The sequence below is a fragment of the Hafnia sp. genome (assembly GCF_036648275.1).
Lineage (GTDB): Bacteria > Pseudomonadota > Gammaproteobacteria > Enterobacterales > Enterobacteriaceae > Hafnia > Hafnia alvei.
In genome coordinates, this window is the sequence record NZ_JAVXIQ010000036.1 from 1 (window position 1) to 13,989 (window position 13,989).

The 13,989-nt window shown below is 49.7% G+C and carries 15 protein-coding genes; all 15 read right to left on the reverse strand.

Annotated features, from left to right (window positions below; all coding sequences use genetic code 11):
- Positions 1 to 264: 264 nt before the first annotated feature.
- Positions 265 to 1,038, reverse strand: coding sequence for a histidine ABC transporter ATP-binding protein HisP (gene hisP, locus RSC70_RS19270; protein WP_332543223.1), 774 nt, complete (start codon positions 1,036 to 1,038; stop codon positions 265 to 267).
- A gap of 10 nt (positions 1,039 to 1,048) precedes the next feature.
- Entirely contained in the window at positions 1,049 to 1,765 is a 717-nt protein-coding gene (locus RSC70_RS19275; RefSeq protein WP_040046412.1) for an ABC transporter permease, read from the reverse strand.
- Complete coding sequence (gene hisQ / locus RSC70_RS19280; protein WP_130998940.1) at positions 1,762 to 2,448, reverse strand: histidine ABC transporter permease HisQ; 687 nt, start codon at positions 2,446 to 2,448, stop codon at positions 1,762 to 1,764. The genes RSC70_RS19275 and hisQ overlap by 4 nt, the downstream gene beginning before the upstream one ends.
- 77 nt (positions 2,449 to 2,525) lie before the next feature.
- Positions 2,526 to 3,308, reverse strand: coding sequence for a histidine ABC transporter substrate-binding protein HisJ (gene hisJ, locus RSC70_RS19285; protein WP_025797832.1), 783 nt, complete (start codon positions 3,306 to 3,308; stop codon positions 2,526 to 2,528).
- 386 nt (positions 3,309 to 3,694) lie between these two features.
- Complete coding sequence (locus RSC70_RS19290; RefSeq protein ID WP_063586766.1) at positions 3,695 to 4,270, reverse strand: UbiX family flavin prenyltransferase; 576 nt, start codon at positions 4,268 to 4,270, stop codon at positions 3,695 to 3,697.
- Positions 4,267 to 4,647 (reverse strand): helix-turn-helix domain-containing protein, encoded by a 381-nt coding sequence (locus RSC70_RS19295; RefSeq protein ID WP_332543224.1) that lies wholly within the window; start codon positions 4,645 to 4,647, stop codon positions 4,267 to 4,269. The genes RSC70_RS19290 and RSC70_RS19295 overlap by 4 nt, the downstream gene beginning before the upstream one ends.
- Positions 4,648 to 4,953, reverse strand: a complete 306-nt coding sequence (locus RSC70_RS19300; RefSeq protein ID WP_043494209.1) for a type II toxin-antitoxin system HigB family toxin — start codon at positions 4,951 to 4,953, stop codon at positions 4,648 to 4,650.
- Positions 4,954 to 5,183: 230 nt separating this feature from the next.
- The gene (purF, locus tag RSC70_RS19305; RefSeq protein WP_130934234.1) at positions 5,184 to 6,701 is read right to left on the reverse strand and encodes an amidophosphoribosyltransferase; all 1,518 of its coding nucleotides are present in this window, start codon (positions 6,699 to 6,701) and stop codon (positions 5,184 to 5,186) included.
- Positions 6,702 to 6,722: 21 nt separating this feature from the next.
- Positions 6,723 to 7,238 (reverse strand): colicin V production protein, encoded by a 516-nt coding sequence (cvpA, locus tag RSC70_RS19310; protein ID WP_025797824.1) that lies wholly within the window; start codon positions 7,236 to 7,238, stop codon positions 6,723 to 6,725.
- Positions 7,239 to 7,516: 278 nt separating this feature from the next.
- Positions 7,517 to 8,329, reverse strand: coding sequence for a cell division protein DedD (gene dedD / locus RSC70_RS19315; RefSeq protein WP_332543225.1), 813 nt, complete (start codon positions 8,327 to 8,329; stop codon positions 7,517 to 7,519).
- A gap of 15 nt (positions 8,330 to 8,344) precedes the next feature.
- On the reverse strand, positions 8,345 to 9,619 hold the full coding sequence (gene folC / locus RSC70_RS19320) for a bifunctional tetrahydrofolate synthase/dihydrofolate synthase (RefSeq protein WP_332543249.1): 1,275 nt from the start codon (positions 9,617 to 9,619) through the stop codon (positions 8,345 to 8,347).
- A 242-nt stretch (positions 9,620 to 9,861) separates the two neighbouring features.
- The gene (accD, locus tag RSC70_RS19325; protein WP_040046406.1) at positions 9,862 to 10,770 is read right to left on the reverse strand and encodes an acetyl-CoA carboxylase, carboxyltransferase subunit beta; all 909 of its coding nucleotides are present in this window, start codon (positions 10,768 to 10,770) and stop codon (positions 9,862 to 9,864) included.
- Positions 10,771 to 11,168: 398 nt separating this feature from the next.
- Positions 11,169 to 11,834 (reverse strand): DedA family protein, encoded by a 666-nt coding sequence (locus tag RSC70_RS19330; RefSeq protein ID WP_025797816.1) that lies wholly within the window; start codon positions 11,832 to 11,834, stop codon positions 11,169 to 11,171.
- A gap of 76 nt (positions 11,835 to 11,910) precedes the next feature.
- Positions 11,911 to 12,774, reverse strand: coding sequence for a tRNA pseudouridine(38-40) synthase TruA (gene truA / locus RSC70_RS19335; protein WP_046360217.1), 864 nt, complete (start codon positions 12,772 to 12,774; stop codon positions 11,911 to 11,913).
- Entirely contained in the window at positions 12,774 to 13,784 is a 1,011-nt protein-coding gene (locus RSC70_RS19340; protein WP_234619414.1) for an aspartate-semialdehyde dehydrogenase, read from the reverse strand. Before RSC70_RS19340 ends, truA begins: the two co-directional genes overlap by 1 nt.
- Positions 13,785 to 13,989: the final 205 nt, after the last annotated feature.

Consider the following 13,989-nt stretch of genomic DNA (forward strand, 5'->3'; position numbering starts at 1 on the left):
GCCGCCAGCAGGGATGCTGGTGGCAGGTTGAGGGCGTACAGGATGTACGCTCCGAAACCGGTCGGCCAAACAACTCGGTAAAAAGCGCGAGAGTCGAGAGGTTGCGCGCCAGCAACCTTTCGTCGGACGCCTACGCCAACAGCCTCATAAAAACGCAAATGTCCACAGGCGTACGAAACCCTTCACAGCGATTACATAAAAGGGTCTGGATATCATCAGCATACGAAACCTTTCACCATAGCCATATAGACAATCATTGCCCCCCTACTTCATCGCCCCCGACAAAAACTGCTGCAACCTCGTACTCTTCGGACTGCCAAATACCAACTCTGGTGGCCCCTGTTCTTCAATCACGCCCTGATGCAAAAAGATAACGTGGCTAGAAACATTACGAGCAAAGCCCATTTCGTGCGTCACAACCACCATCGTTTTTCCTTCCTCGGCCAGTTTTTGCATAATACGCAATACCTCACCAACCAGTTCAGGATCGAGCGCAGACGTCGGCTCATCGAACAAAAGCACCTCAGGCTCCATCGCTAATGCACGAGCGATGGACACTCGCTGTTGCTGACCGCCAGAAAGATTAATCGGATATTTACCTCGCGCCCTTTCATCAATCCCCACTTTTTCCAGATAGCGAATGGCCCGCTCGCGTGCTTCTGATTTACTCAGCCCAAGCACTTGGATCGGTGCTTCCATCACGTTTTCCAACACCGTCATGTGACTCCACAAATTGAAATGCTGGAATACCATCGTCAAACGCGTACGCAGCAAGCGTAATTGCTTTTTATCACCCACCTTTAATTGACCGTCAGTATCTCTCACTAAGCCGATATCAGTACCGTTGATGGCAATCGATCCTTCGCTTGGTTTTTCCAGAAAATTTATACAGCGCAAAAATGTGCTTTTCCCCGATCCGGAAGATCCGATGATGCTAATCACATCGCCTGCCTGAGCGGTCAGTGACACGCCTTTAAGCACTTCATGATCGCCATAGTGTTTATGCAATTCGATAACGTTAAGTTTTGTTGGATTCATAAACGGCAGCTCAGTGAGTTAACGAAGGATTTACGTGCGCCATCCAGCGTTTTTCTGCTTTACGAAACAGCCGAATGAGCACATAAGAAATGGTCAGATACAACACTGCGGCAATACCGAATGCAGTAAATGGCTGATAGGTTGCAGAGTTGATATCCCGTGCGACCTTTAGCAAATCCGGCACCGTGGCGGTAAACGCCAGCGCCGTTGAATGCAGCATTAGAATGACTTCATTGCTGTACGCGGGTAACGCCGTGCGTAGTGCCGATGGCAAAATGATGCAGCGGTAAAGTTTAAAACGTGAAAATCCATACGCGTTAGCGGCTTCAATTTCTCCATGAGGTACCGCACGGATCGCCCCAGCAAAGATTTCCGTTGTGTAGGCGCAGGTATTCAAGGTTAATGCCAGCAGCGTACAGTTAAGTCCGCTGCGGAAAAACGCGTTCAACAGTTCGGTTCCTTTCACGATCTCCAGCGTGTACATGCCTGAATAAAATACCAGCAGTTGAACGTACAGCGGCGTACCACGAAATACCCATGTGAAGCACCAAACCGGCGTTGAAATCCAACGGTTCGGTGAAACTCGCGCCACGGAAAGCAAGACGGCAAGTACGCCCCCCATCACTACCGAGGCAATCAGCAACCACAGCGTAATGGCGATCCCTGTAAAACGAAAACCATCGGTCCAGAGCAATGATTTCCAATACTCATGAATAATCTCGTTCATAGCTCAGCCCTTCTCACGCCAGCTGAATAACGTTTCTCAAGCAGCAACAGCACGCCATTCGATAGCGTGGTAAATAGCAAATAGATAACGCCAGCCACAATAGCGAAGTAAAATGGCTGCCAAGTTCCCTTGCCTGCAATCTGAGTGGCTTTGACCAAATCATCTAAACCAAGCAATGAAACCAACGCCGTCGCTTTCAGGATCACCTGCCAGTTATTACCAATCCCCGGCAGGGCATATCTCATCATCGCGGGAAACAAAATACGCCGGAAAATCTTGCTGCTGGAAAAACCAAGAGAAGTAGCGGCTTCTATCTGACCTTTGGGCACCGCCATAAATGCGCCGCGGAAAGTTTCGGTAAAATAGGCACCATAAATAAAACCCAGCGTGATCACTCCAGCAACCAGCGGATCAATATTAAACTGCGACCAACCCAATAAATCGGTCAGCTGATTTAACATCATCTGTAGGCCGTAGAAGATCAGCAGCATTAGCACCAGATCGGGAACGCCGCGGATCAGCGTGGTATAACCTTCAAAGATCGTGGCAATAACGGGTGAACGAGAGAGTTTAGCTGCGGCCCCAATTAAACCAATCGCAACGGCAAGCAGCACCGAGCTCACGGCCAGTTCCAGCGTAACGAGGGCACCATTAAGAATTAGTTGGGAGTAGCCTTGTAGCATTATTCAACCTGCCATTTCATAGCGTACCACTTAACCCACAGGCACCCGCCTCAACACGGTGGGTGCCTGACCTCGGATTAACCGCCGTAAACGTTAAAATCAAAATACTTTTTGGCGAACTTATCGTAGGTGCCATCTTTACGCATTGAATCGAACGCTTTATCCAAGGCAACTTTCAAATCAGTTTCATCTTTGCGCAATCCCATGCCGGTGCCCACGCCAAAAATAGCGTTATCTTTCACCGAAGGGCCTGCAAACGCATAATCTTTGCCGACGGGCTGTTTCAAGAAGCCTTCGCTCGCCGCAACTTCATCCTGAAATGCGGCATCAATTCGGCCCGCGGCTAAGTCAGCGTAGATTAAATCCTGATTTTGATAAGGCACCACGTCAACGCCTTGCGGACGCCAATGCTGATTGGCATAGGTTTCTTGCGTTGAACCTTGCAATACGCCTACGTGCTTACCTTTAAGAGATTCCAAGGTTGGCTGAATCGGCGACCCTTTCGCTGCCACGAGGCGAGAATCTGCCGCGTAAAGCTTTTCAGTGAAGGCGATTTCTTTCTGGCGTTTTTCGGTAATCGACAGGGAGGAAATGATAGTGTCGATTTTCTTGGCTTTCAGTGAAGGGATCAGCGCGTCAAAATCGCTCTCCACGAAAGTGCATTGAGTATTGATTCGTTTGCACAGCTCTTTAGCCAAATCAATATCAAACCCAACGAGCTGACCTTGCGGATTTTTAGAGGAAAACGGTGCATAGGTTGGATCGGTACCCACACGGATATGATCGGGAACCGCAGCAAACACGCTGGAAGAACCTACCATCGCCAAAAACAGAGATACCGCTAGGACATGCTTCTTCATACTTTACCCTCAAGAAAACGGTTTATGGTCGTGATGTTTTTGTGTTGACTGCATCGCAGTGATGCAGTGTGTCGAACTCAATGGTTAGACTTAAAATTGTTATAGGCTTGCAAGCGAGGCGTGCACTGAAATCTTTAGCAGGTTTCATGCCATACCGCATTTCACGGCGAAACGTTCAGCACAAAGACGCTGAGAATACGCAGCACAACACAGTGCAACGCTGCTTCAGATAAATAGGCTTCAGAGGAATGAGCTACTCTGCCTCGCTTTAGCAAAGATAGAGCAGCAATAGCAAAACGACAGGTTCAGGAGAGGGAAAAGCAGACTTTATGCACCAAAGGTGATCAATGTTGCAAAAATGCACTAATGTTGCACGAGTGTTACCATTATTTATGCCCACCGCCCCAGCGGGTGAACAGATCTTCAGGTATTTCAATATCGAACTGATCGATAACACGATTGACGGTTTGATCGATAATGTCTTGCAGCGTTTGCGGACGATGATAGAACGCGGGGACCGGTGGCATAACAATGGCACCCAATTCTGCAGCGGTCGTCATCATTCTCAAATGCCCTAAATGCAGCGGAGTTTCTCGCACACAAAGCACTAAGCGACGATGCTCTTTCAACACCACGTCGGCTGCACGGGTTAGCAGATTGTCCGTATAGCTATGAACAATACCTGACAGGGTTTTCATTGAACAAGGCAGAATAACCATACCCGCCGTTTTGAACGATCCCGAGGAAACGCTGGCGGCAATATCACGCGAATCGTGAACCACATCGGCTAAACTCTGCACATCTCGCAGCTGCAGGTCGGTTTCCAACGCCAACGTCTGGCGAGCGGCATTACTCATGATGAGGTGAGTTTCAATATCAGGCACACCCTGTAGCACTTCTAGCAAGCGTACGCCGTAGATTGCACCGCTGGCACCAGAGATACCAATAATTAAACGTTTCATGAGTGTTGGCCTACTTTGGCAGATTTAATCAGGCATTCGGCAGGAATGCCAAACAGCCTGTGTAACCGTCGGATCATCGGTAACGTTAAATTACGTTTACGATTTAATACTTCGTACACTCGATTTGGGTTGCCAATCGCCGCAGTCAGATCGCGAACTGTCAAACCAGATTGCTCCATGCGAAACTTGATTGCTTCAACAGGATCGGGAAGATCAACTGGAAAATGTTTAGACTCATATGCTTCTATCAGAGTAAGCATAACTTCAAAACTATCCCCTTCAGGCGTGTTCGGTTTTGGCGGATTATCAAAAAGGGGCGATACCTCTTTCAACGCAGCTTTGTAATCTTGTTCATTACGGATGGGACGAATATTCATCTACCACTCCATTTCTACACTGTTAGCATCAACTGCATCATATTGCCGATGTGTGCCGATAAATTTGATATAAATTGACTGGTACTGATAGGCAATAGCAACGACTAAACGATATTCATTCCCTTTGATATTGAAAACAACTCGGCGACCTTTCAGTACGCTGGCCGTCGAATAGAGGCGCTTAATATCACTTGGCATTGTCCATTCAGCGTTTTTTACCTCATCAATCCATGACCTTAACGGCTGCTCGACCTCAGGATACCGTTCCCAAAACGATTTCAAACACCCTATTGCGATTATCCGCATTATAACATCCATGATGTCCCATTGTAGGACAAGTGAATTATATCCCATATTGGGACTATAACAAGGCAAAAAAAGCCCGCATGATGAAAATCTACTTCAACGTAAATTTCTTCATGCGAGGCATTAGTGTATTTGTAATTTATGAGCCAGCTATCCCGCTGTCAATGCAAGTAAATGCGAGCAACAACTAAGAATCGGATGCAAAACCCTAACTCTGCTTGCAGCAGCAATTACCCTTCGTTATGCATCTCAAGATTCTCTGCTTCTTCCTGACCGCGCATCGCTTTTGCATCATCGCTACGCAGGGACTGCAGGTAATCCAGATAGCCCTGATCCACATCTTTCGTCACGTAAATCCCGTTAAATACTGAGCATTCAAACTGTTCGATATCTGGGTTTTCTTCACGTACCGCTTCGATCAGATCGTCGAGATCTTGGAAAATCAAACCATCGGCACCGATGATTTTGGCAATTTCATTCACTTCGCGGCCATGTGCGATCAGCTCATTCGCATTCGGCATATCAATGCCGTACACGTTAGGGAAACGGATTTCAGGTGCAGCAGAAGCTAAATAAACTTTTTTCGCCCCTGCCTCACGCGCCATTTCCATAATTTGCTGTGATGTGGTGCCGCGCACGATCGAGTCATCAACCAAAAGCACGTTTTTATCACGGAACTCTGCGCGGTTCGCATTCAGTTTGCGGCGCACAGATTTGCGGCGCTCCTGCTGACCCGGCATGATAAACGTACGCCCTACGTAGCGGTTTTTTACAAACCCTTGGCGATATGGCTTATCCAGAATACGTGCAATCTCCAACGCGATATCACACGACGTTTCAGGAATGGGAATAACGACGTCGATGTCCAGATCTTCCCACTCACGAGCGATTTTCGCGCCTAATTTCTGCCCCATGCGCACACGAGCGCTGTAGACAGAAATTTTGTCGATAAAGGAGTCTGGGCGAGCAAAATAAACGTACTCAAATAGGCAGGGATTACTCTTCGGATTATCTGCACACTGGCGGGTAAACAGCTGCCCTTTTTCAGTGACATAAATCGCTTCACCCGGCGCAACGTCACGGATGAACTCAAAGCCCAAGGTATCCAAAGCTACACTCTCAGAAGCCACCATGTATTCAACACGGCCATCTTCTAAATCACGCTTACCAATCACCAGGGGACGAATCCCGTTAGGGTCGCGGAAAGCAACCATGCCGTGACCAATGATCATCAGCACGCAGGCGTAAGCCCCACGGATCTGCTGGTGCGTCGCCGCCACGGCAGCAAACACGTTATCGGACTCCAGCGGAAAGTGGTCAAAACGATCCAGCTCGTGAGCAAAGATATTCAGCAGAATTTCAGAATCAGACGTGGTATTGACGTGGCGACGCGCACGCTCAAACAGTTTCTGCTTAAGCTCGTGCGCGTTGGTCAGATTACCATTGTGCGCCAAAGTAATACCGAATGGGGAGTTGACATAAAACGGCTGCGCCTCGGATGCGCTGGAGCTGCCTGCCGTTGGATAACGCACGTGGCCGATACCCATATTGCCCTGCAGGCGTAACATATGCCGTGCTTCAAAAACATCTTTCACCAAACCGTTCGCCTTACGCAAACGGAAGCCATTATTGGCATCAATAGTGACAATGCCTGCGGCATCTTGTCCACGGTGCTGAAGCACCATTAACGCATCATAAATCGACTGGTTTACCGGTGTAAAACCGGCGATACCGACAATACCGCACATGTTGTCATTTCCTCATCAGCGTTACCGGAGCGGGAGCGGAATAGAAGGCAAATGCTCCGGTATGAAACTCGACGTGCTCTGCAGGTAGTCAAAGAACCACCTGATGATATAACTGAACTGCGGGATGAGCTGTGACTGTTTCCAGTCAGCACTTTGTGCCATCGAGGTAAAGGTATCCAAAAAGAACAGAATCGCTGAAACAATCAGCACCCCACGCAGCGCACCAAAACAGATGCCCAGCACGCGGTCGGTTCCGCTCAATCCGGTTCGCTCTACCAACGAACCAATCACATAGTTAACAATGGCACCGACAATCAACGTTGCAACGAATAAGATCGCAATCGCGATGCCGTTACGCACCAGCGCATCTTCGAAACGAGTGAAGTAGACAGCGAGATAGGTGTAGAAATGGCTGGCGACAAAGAATGCTGCCCCCCACGTAACCAGTGACAACGCTTCTCGCACAAATCCTCGGATCAGGCTCACTAACGCCGAAAATCCGATGATGCCAATAATGACCCAATCAATCCAAACCATGACTATTCCAATTCAAGAATTGCCTCGGCATCCAGTTCGCGGCGAATTCTAACAGAAAAAGAAAACGTTTGCGTAGAGGATTTCCCTTCCTGTTCGCAAATTTTATTCTCATAAAAATTTGACACAGATTCAGCCAGTACCCTCGGCTAAACCAACGCCCAAATGTATCAATCCAAATAGCACAACAGCCCTGCTCTCATTGCTGGGAACAAAGCTGCTGTAAAATCGAACACAATTCATTGTTTAGATGAATTGACGTTCTGAACGCCTATTGACCGCTATTTGCCGCTATAGCTGCGCACCTGACCATTCAAGCCACTAATGCTATTAAGTTCAGGCAAAGCAGACTGTAGTTTTTGTTTAGAGGCATCAGGCCCTACAAACAGACGAGTGATTTCGCCCTGAACCGGCGACGCTGGCACCGTATAAGCACGGTAACCAGACAACCGCAGTTTGGCCACAATCTCGCTCGCTTTAGACGCATTGCGTAATGCCCCCAGCTGCACCACATATGCTTGGCCCGCCGGTGCTTTTTCCTCCGGCACCGCCGCAGGTTTGGCTTGCTCTACTGGCTTAGGCTGTTCGACCGGTTTTGGTTGCTCAACCGGCTTCGGCTGTTCAACGGGTTTCTCGACCGGTTTCGGCTTCGCTTCTACCATTTTCGGTGGTTCGACTGGTTTCGGCTTCTCAACGGGTTTCTTCACCGGTTTTGGCTGTTCAGCAGGTTTATTTTCCACCGGTTTACTTTCAACCGGCTTCAACTCAACCATATCTCCACGCCCTTGGTGATTGTTAGACGAAACCGCCGTGCTTGCGCCTTCACGGTCCTGAGTCGGCACGTTACCGTTATCCATCGGCGTCTGAGCATTCGCGCCTTCCTGCGGTATCTGAGGCGTTTCACTCAGCGGCTGAGTTACCGGAGGAATAACGTCAGTAGGATCATCCTCACCTGGCTTTGGCACCAGCGGAATAGCAGCAAACTCATCCTGATAATGTTTTTTCTGCCCGTCTAACAGTCCGGGCAAAACGATTACGCCCAGCGCAACGATAATGACCGTGCCAACCAGTCGATTCTGAAACTTACTTGCCACTCGCTCTCTCCGTTTCTAATGATGCTTTTCTAATACCGCCATAACATGCGCAACGGTATGGAATGAGCCACAAACAATCACGATATCCTGCGGAGCTGCATCGAGCATCGCTGTTCGCCATGCACTTTCGACGTCGGTAAACACGTTTGGTTCATCCAGATGTTCAGCCAAACGCTCTGCCGGTGCACCACGCGGCCCTTCCAGCGGCGCACAGTACCAATCATCGATCAACGGTTTTAAACACGCCAGCGTGCCCGCAATATCTTTATCTTCCAACATTCCCACAACGGCACGTACACGCCGTGGCTGCGTGGTCGGACGCTGTTCTAACAGCTGCTGCAAACGCCCCGCCAAATAACCTGCCGCATGAGGGTTATGAGCCACATCCAAAATCAGCAAAGGCTGCTCGCTGACAATTTGGAACCGGCCAGGTAACTGTGCGGTTTCAAGCCCTTGGCGAATCGCCGATTCATCAACCTTAAGCCCACAGTGACGTAGCGCGGCCAGCGCAGTGGCGGCATTAGGCAGTGGAACTTTCGGTAGTGGAAGATGCGACCACGTGGTGTCTGCATCCTGCCATTGCCAGTCGTGTTGGGTTGCGCTGAAGTTCCAGTCGTGACCACGGCGATAAAGCTGCGCACCCTTTTCTGCGGCAACCTCAGCAATGGTCAGCGGCATATCAGGCTCGCCCACAATCGCTGGAATACCTGCACGGAAAATGCCCGCTTTTTCACGCCCGATACTTTCACGATCGGGCCCCAGCCAATCGGTATGATCCAGCGCGATACTGGTCACCACCGCCACGCTAGGATCAACAATGTTTGTTGCGTCTAAACGACCACCGAGACCGACTTCCAAGATCACCACGTCCAGCGCTGACTGTTTAAACAGCTGCATGGCTGAAAGCGTACCGTATTCGAAATAGGTCAGAGAGATATCGCCTCGCCCTGCCTCTAAGGTAGCAAAGGAGTTGCAGTGATCGGCTTCGCTAAGCTCTTCGCCCTGAATGCGTACTCGCTCGGTATAGCGCAGCAGATGCGGGGAGCTATATACGCCCACACGAAAACCGGCGGCCATCAGGATAGATTCTAAGGTTCGGCAGGTGGTGCCTTTGCCATTGGTACCGGCAACGGTAAATACGGTAGGCACAGGTTTGAGCAGATCGAGATTTTCAGCGACGCGTTTGACGCGATCCAGTCCTAGCTCAATCGTTTTACTGTGCAGGTGTTCTAGATAATGCAGCCATTCGTTCAACGTCGAGGTGGCTTGGGGGATAGGGAGATTGTTCATAGTCATTGATCGTTCATGAGTCCCGTTCAAACCGGTTCAAGAAGTCAACAAAGCCCCGAATGGGGCTATGATATAAGACTGCTATACCCGTATGACGACAGGCTGCATACACATTGGCTAAGCTATTTTCCCTAGATACATCACGCAAAGTACACCGCGCTAGATGCCCTAGGTATCTACACATTAGCCAACTTTCTGCAACCCGAATTGTGAGGGTATACAACCAGATGAGGAGAAAAGACTTAGTCTTGAGTCTCGCCTTCAACAGGGATTTCGCGAACGACTTCACTGCTGACAGGTTCTGGTTGCCCTGTCATTTTAGCCACAAGGCTTGCCAATTTGTCGCGCATTTCTGGACGACGGACGATCATATCGATCGCACCTTTCTCGATCAGGAACTCACTGCGTTGGAAGCCTGCTGGCAATTTCTCACGCACGGTCTGCTCGATAACGCGAGGGCCGGCAAAGCCGATCAGCGCTTTTGGCTCAGCGACGTTAATGTCACCCAGCATCGCCAAACTTGCAGAAACACCACCCATGGTTGGGTCAGTCAGTACCGAGATATAAGGTAGACCGCGTTCTTGCAACTTAGCCAATGCAGCACTGGTTTTTGCCATCTGCATCAGAGACATCAATGCTTCCTGCATACGGGCACCGCCGCTGGCAGAGAAACAAATCAGCGCACAGTTATCTTCCAGCGCCTGCTCAACCGCACGAACGAAGCGCGCACCGACCACAGAAGCCATTGAACCGCCCATGAAGGCAAATTCAAATGACGCCGCAACGACTGGCATCCCCTTCAGGGTACCTTTCATCACGATTAACGCGTCTTTTTCACCGGTTTCTTTCTGCGCCGCAGAGATGCGATCTTTGTATTTTTTGGAGTCCTTAAACTTAAGAATATCCTTCGGCTCCAGCTCGCTTCCTAGCTCAACCTCACTGCCTTCGTCAAGCAGAGTATGCAAACGCATACGTGCAGACATACGCATGTGATGATCGCATTTCGGGCAAACGTCTAGATTACGCTCCAGCTCGGCACGATAAAGTACCTGACCGCAGCTGTCGCATTTGGTCCAGACACCTTCAGGAATGCTCGCCTTACGGGTTTGCGTGATATTACTTTTGTTAAGAATTCGTTCAATCCAGCTCATCGATGACCTTTCTGTTTGAACCTGGCGAAATGCCAGTCCTCTGTTCATGCCATTATGTAACGTTGTAGCTATAGTCTTTAAAATCACCGTAGCCCATTGGCCGTGGGATCAAAACGCTCAAGACTATACCCTATCTATTCCATGGTGCAGGAAGCTAAAGCCTGCGACTCCCAATGAGCTGACATCGCTCAGTGACTCGGGAAAACGCGTGCGGCCAACACATCTGCAACGTGAAAGATGACGGATATACCAGCAGGAACAGACCATAAATGCCGTTCATTAAACCACAACGGTTCGACTCTGTGGATAAAAAACTGGTCGAACCGCGTGGAGTTTACATTTATTGAACACTCTGGGTGAACAATAAACACAATTTATTTCTCAACTGTGACAGCGACCTATCCGTTAGATGCTGATTTTTTTGCTGCACGCTTGTGACGCCATACTTCGATCACACCCGGCAGAATAGAGAGCACAATAATCGCGACGATCAGCAGTTTCAAGTTTTCCTGCACCACTGGCACATTCCCGAACAGATAGCCGGCGTAGGTAAATAGCAGAACCCACAGCAATGCACCAACCACGTTGAATATCGCAAAGTGGCGATAGGACATATGCCCCATGCCTGCAACAAACGGCGCAAAAGTACGTACGATAGGAACAAATCGCGCCAAGATAATGGTTTTCCCGCCATGCTTATCGTAGAACGCATGAGTTTTATCCAAATAGCTACGACGGAAAATCTTGGAGTTTGGGTTACTAAACAACTTCTCACCAAACAAACGACCAATGGTGTAGTTCACCGCATCACCAATAATGGCCGCGGCGATCATTAACGCCACCATGGTATGCACGTTGAGATCGTTCGTTGGCAGCGCCGCCAGCGCTCCTGCCACAAACAGCAAAGAATCTCCCGGCAAGAATGGCGTTACCACCAAACCGGTCTCGCAGAATAAGATTAAGAACAGAATGGCATAAACCCACACGCCATACTGCGCAACCAACTCGGCCAGATGCACGTCAATGTGCAGAATAAAATCGATTACCCAGTGAATGTATTCCATGGCACTTCACTCTCCAAATAACGCTGGCGTCATCCACCAGCCAAAAAACGGGCTGCAAAAACTCATTAGCTCAAAACTAATCGGCTAAAAATAGCGGCCCCATCGAAACCTTCGGCAAACCAAAGTGTTCAGGATAATCGACAGACACCAGATACAACCCAGCAGCTTTCGCCGTCGCCGCTGCCAACTTGCGATCTTTGGCAGCCAACAGTTCAGCCATCCAGCTTTCAGGTTGATTACCGCAGCCAATTTCCATCAAACTACCCACGATATTACGCACCATATGATGGACAAAGGCATTGGCTTTGATATCAACAATCACGTAATCACCTAAACGCGTCACCTTTAGGTGTGACACATTACGCCACGGCGTTCGCGACTGACACTGTGAGGCACGAAAAGACGTGAAGTCATTTTCGCCCAGCAATGCCTGCCCTGCTCGCTCCATTCGTTCCGCGTCTAAATGATGGTAAAAATGCGTCAGACCGCTTTGTAAAACGGCCTGACGGTAGCGATGATTGTAGATGACATAGCGATAACGGCGAGCCGTAGCGCTAAAACGTGCATGAAAATCTTCGCTGACGCTTTTTACCCAGCGTACCGCAATATCTTTTGGCATATGGGTGTTCACACCCATCGTCCACGCCGCATCTTTACGCGCAACATGCGTTTCGAAATGCACGACTTGCCCAGTGGCATGAACGCCCGCATCGGTTCGGCCCGCGCAAGAGACTGTAATCGGCTCACAGGCGACCTTACTCAACGCTTTTTCAAGGCACTCCTGCACGCTCGGCGCATCAAGCTGACGCTGCCATCCTGCGTATTGGCTGCCGTCATACTCAATACCGAGCGCAATTTTATACACCGGTTTGGCAGGCAGAGCCTCTGGCTCTGCCGCTGCTTTATCTGCATCCACACCGGATAACGACACATCAGACATTAGTACATGTACTCCTGAATCAGGCGCTCCGCAGTTTCGATAGCCATCAAAGCACCACCAAAACGCACGTTATCCGCGACCGACCAGAACTGAACCACATCAGGTGAACCGTAGTCATTACGCACACAGCCGATGCTCAGCAGCGGATTACCCGATGCGTCGCCTACCTGCGTTGGATAATCATTCTCTTCGCTCAGTTCGATACTGTCCAAACGGCCGAACACATCGCGGGCTTCTTCAGAAGATACCGGACGCAGCGTTTCAAGATGCACCGTTTGGGCATGACCATAAAATACCGGAGACTGGATCACGCTAACCGACATCGGCAGGCTTTCATCTTGTAAAATCTTACGTACCTGATCGACCATGCGACGCTCTTCACGCACGCTGCCTTGTGCATCAGCCACCAGCGGCAATAGGTTAAATGCCAGCTGTTTCTGGAATAAGCCGGGTTCGAAAGGAATGCCGTTTAGCAAACGAGCACTTTGACCCGCGAGATCATCAACCGCCGCTTTACCGTGTGCCGAAGCAGACAGCAGGCTGGTAACGTGAATGCGAGACAGACCGGCTTCGTCGGTCAACGGGCGAATCGCCGTCAACAATTGGCTCACTAGGCTATCAGCGACAACCACGATATTGCGGTTACGATATTCAGACAGCGCTTGTGGATTCACACTTGGTACCACGAGCGGAACATCAGGTTCCATAGCAAACGCATCGCTGCTATCAATCACTAAACAGCCCGCATTTCCGGCCTCTTCCGCATAGCGCAAAGACGCTTCTGGCCCGGCGACGAAGAATGCCAACTGTACCTGTGACCAATCAAACTCGGCCGCGTTTTCTACCAGGATTTGCTTGCCGTTAAAGCGCACAGATTCACCTGCGCTGCGCTCGCTAGCCAGAGGGAATAATTCTCCTACCGGGAATTCACGTTCCGCCAACTGTTCCATCAGTGCGCTACCTACCGCACCGGTCGCTCCTAACAAGGCGATATTCCAGCCGTCAGTCATGTTCTTCTCCAAAAGCAAAAATACAGAGCGCCCGACATCACTTGATAAAGTAAAACGGGCGCTAGAAAACAAAACGTTTAGTCACTCTATGAACCAGACCCCCTCCCAACCTCCCCCTTCACAGGGGGAGGGGCTGACCCAAGCCAATTATCGATTTCGATCGTCTCTCTTACTCTCTCCTTCATTATGGAAAAAGTAGAACAGA

Bases quoted from the DNA above. Each gene is read 5' to 3' on its own strand.
- hisP (WP_332543223.1), bottom strand. From the start codon at position 1,038: ATGAATCCAACAAAACTTAACGTTATCGAATTGCATAAACACTATGGC.
- RSC70_RS19275 (WP_040046412.1), bottom strand. From the start codon at position 1,765: ATGAACGAGATTATTCATGAGTATTGGAAATCATTGCTCTGGACCGAT.
- hisQ (WP_130998940.1), bottom strand. From the start codon at position 2,448: ATGCTACAAGGCTACTCCCAACTAATTCTTAATGGTGCCCTCGTTACG.
- hisJ (WP_025797832.1), bottom strand. From the start codon at position 3,308: ATGAAGAAGCATGTCCTAGCGGTATCTCTGTTTTTGGCGATGGTAGGT.
- RSC70_RS19290 (WP_063586766.1), bottom strand. From the start codon at position 4,270: ATGAAACGTTTAATTATTGGTATCTCTGGTGCCAGCGGTGCAATCTAC.
- RSC70_RS19295 (WP_332543224.1), bottom strand. From the start codon at position 4,647: ATGAATATTCGTCCCATCCGTAATGAACAAGATTACAAAGCTGCGTTG.
- RSC70_RS19300 (WP_043494209.1), bottom strand. From the start codon at position 4,953: ATGCGGATAATCGCAATAGGGTGTTTGAAATCGTTTTGGGAACGGTAT.
- purF (WP_130934234.1), bottom strand. From the start codon at position 6,701: ATGTGCGGTATTGTCGGTATCGCCGGTTTTACACCGGTAAACCAGTCG.
- cvpA (WP_025797824.1), bottom strand. From the start codon at position 7,238: ATGGTTTGGATTGATTGGGTCATTATTGGCATCATCGGATTTTCGGCG.
- folC (WP_332543249.1), bottom strand. From the start codon at position 9,619: ATGAACAATCTCCCTATCCCCCAAGCCACCTCGACGTTGAACGAATGG.
- accD (WP_040046406.1), bottom strand. From the start codon at position 10,770: ATGAGCTGGATTGAACGAATTCTTAACAAAAGTAATATCACGCAAACC.
- RSC70_RS19330 (WP_025797816.1), bottom strand. From the start codon at position 11,834: ATGGAATACATTCACTGGGTAATCGATTTTATTCTGCACATTGACGTG.
- truA (WP_046360217.1), bottom strand. From the start codon at position 12,774: ATGTCTGATGTGTCGTTATCCGGTGTGGATGCAGATAAAGCAGCGGCA.
- RSC70_RS19340 (WP_234619414.1), bottom strand. From the start codon at position 13,784: ATGACTGACGGCTGGAATATCGCCTTGTTAGGAGCGACCGGTGCGGTA.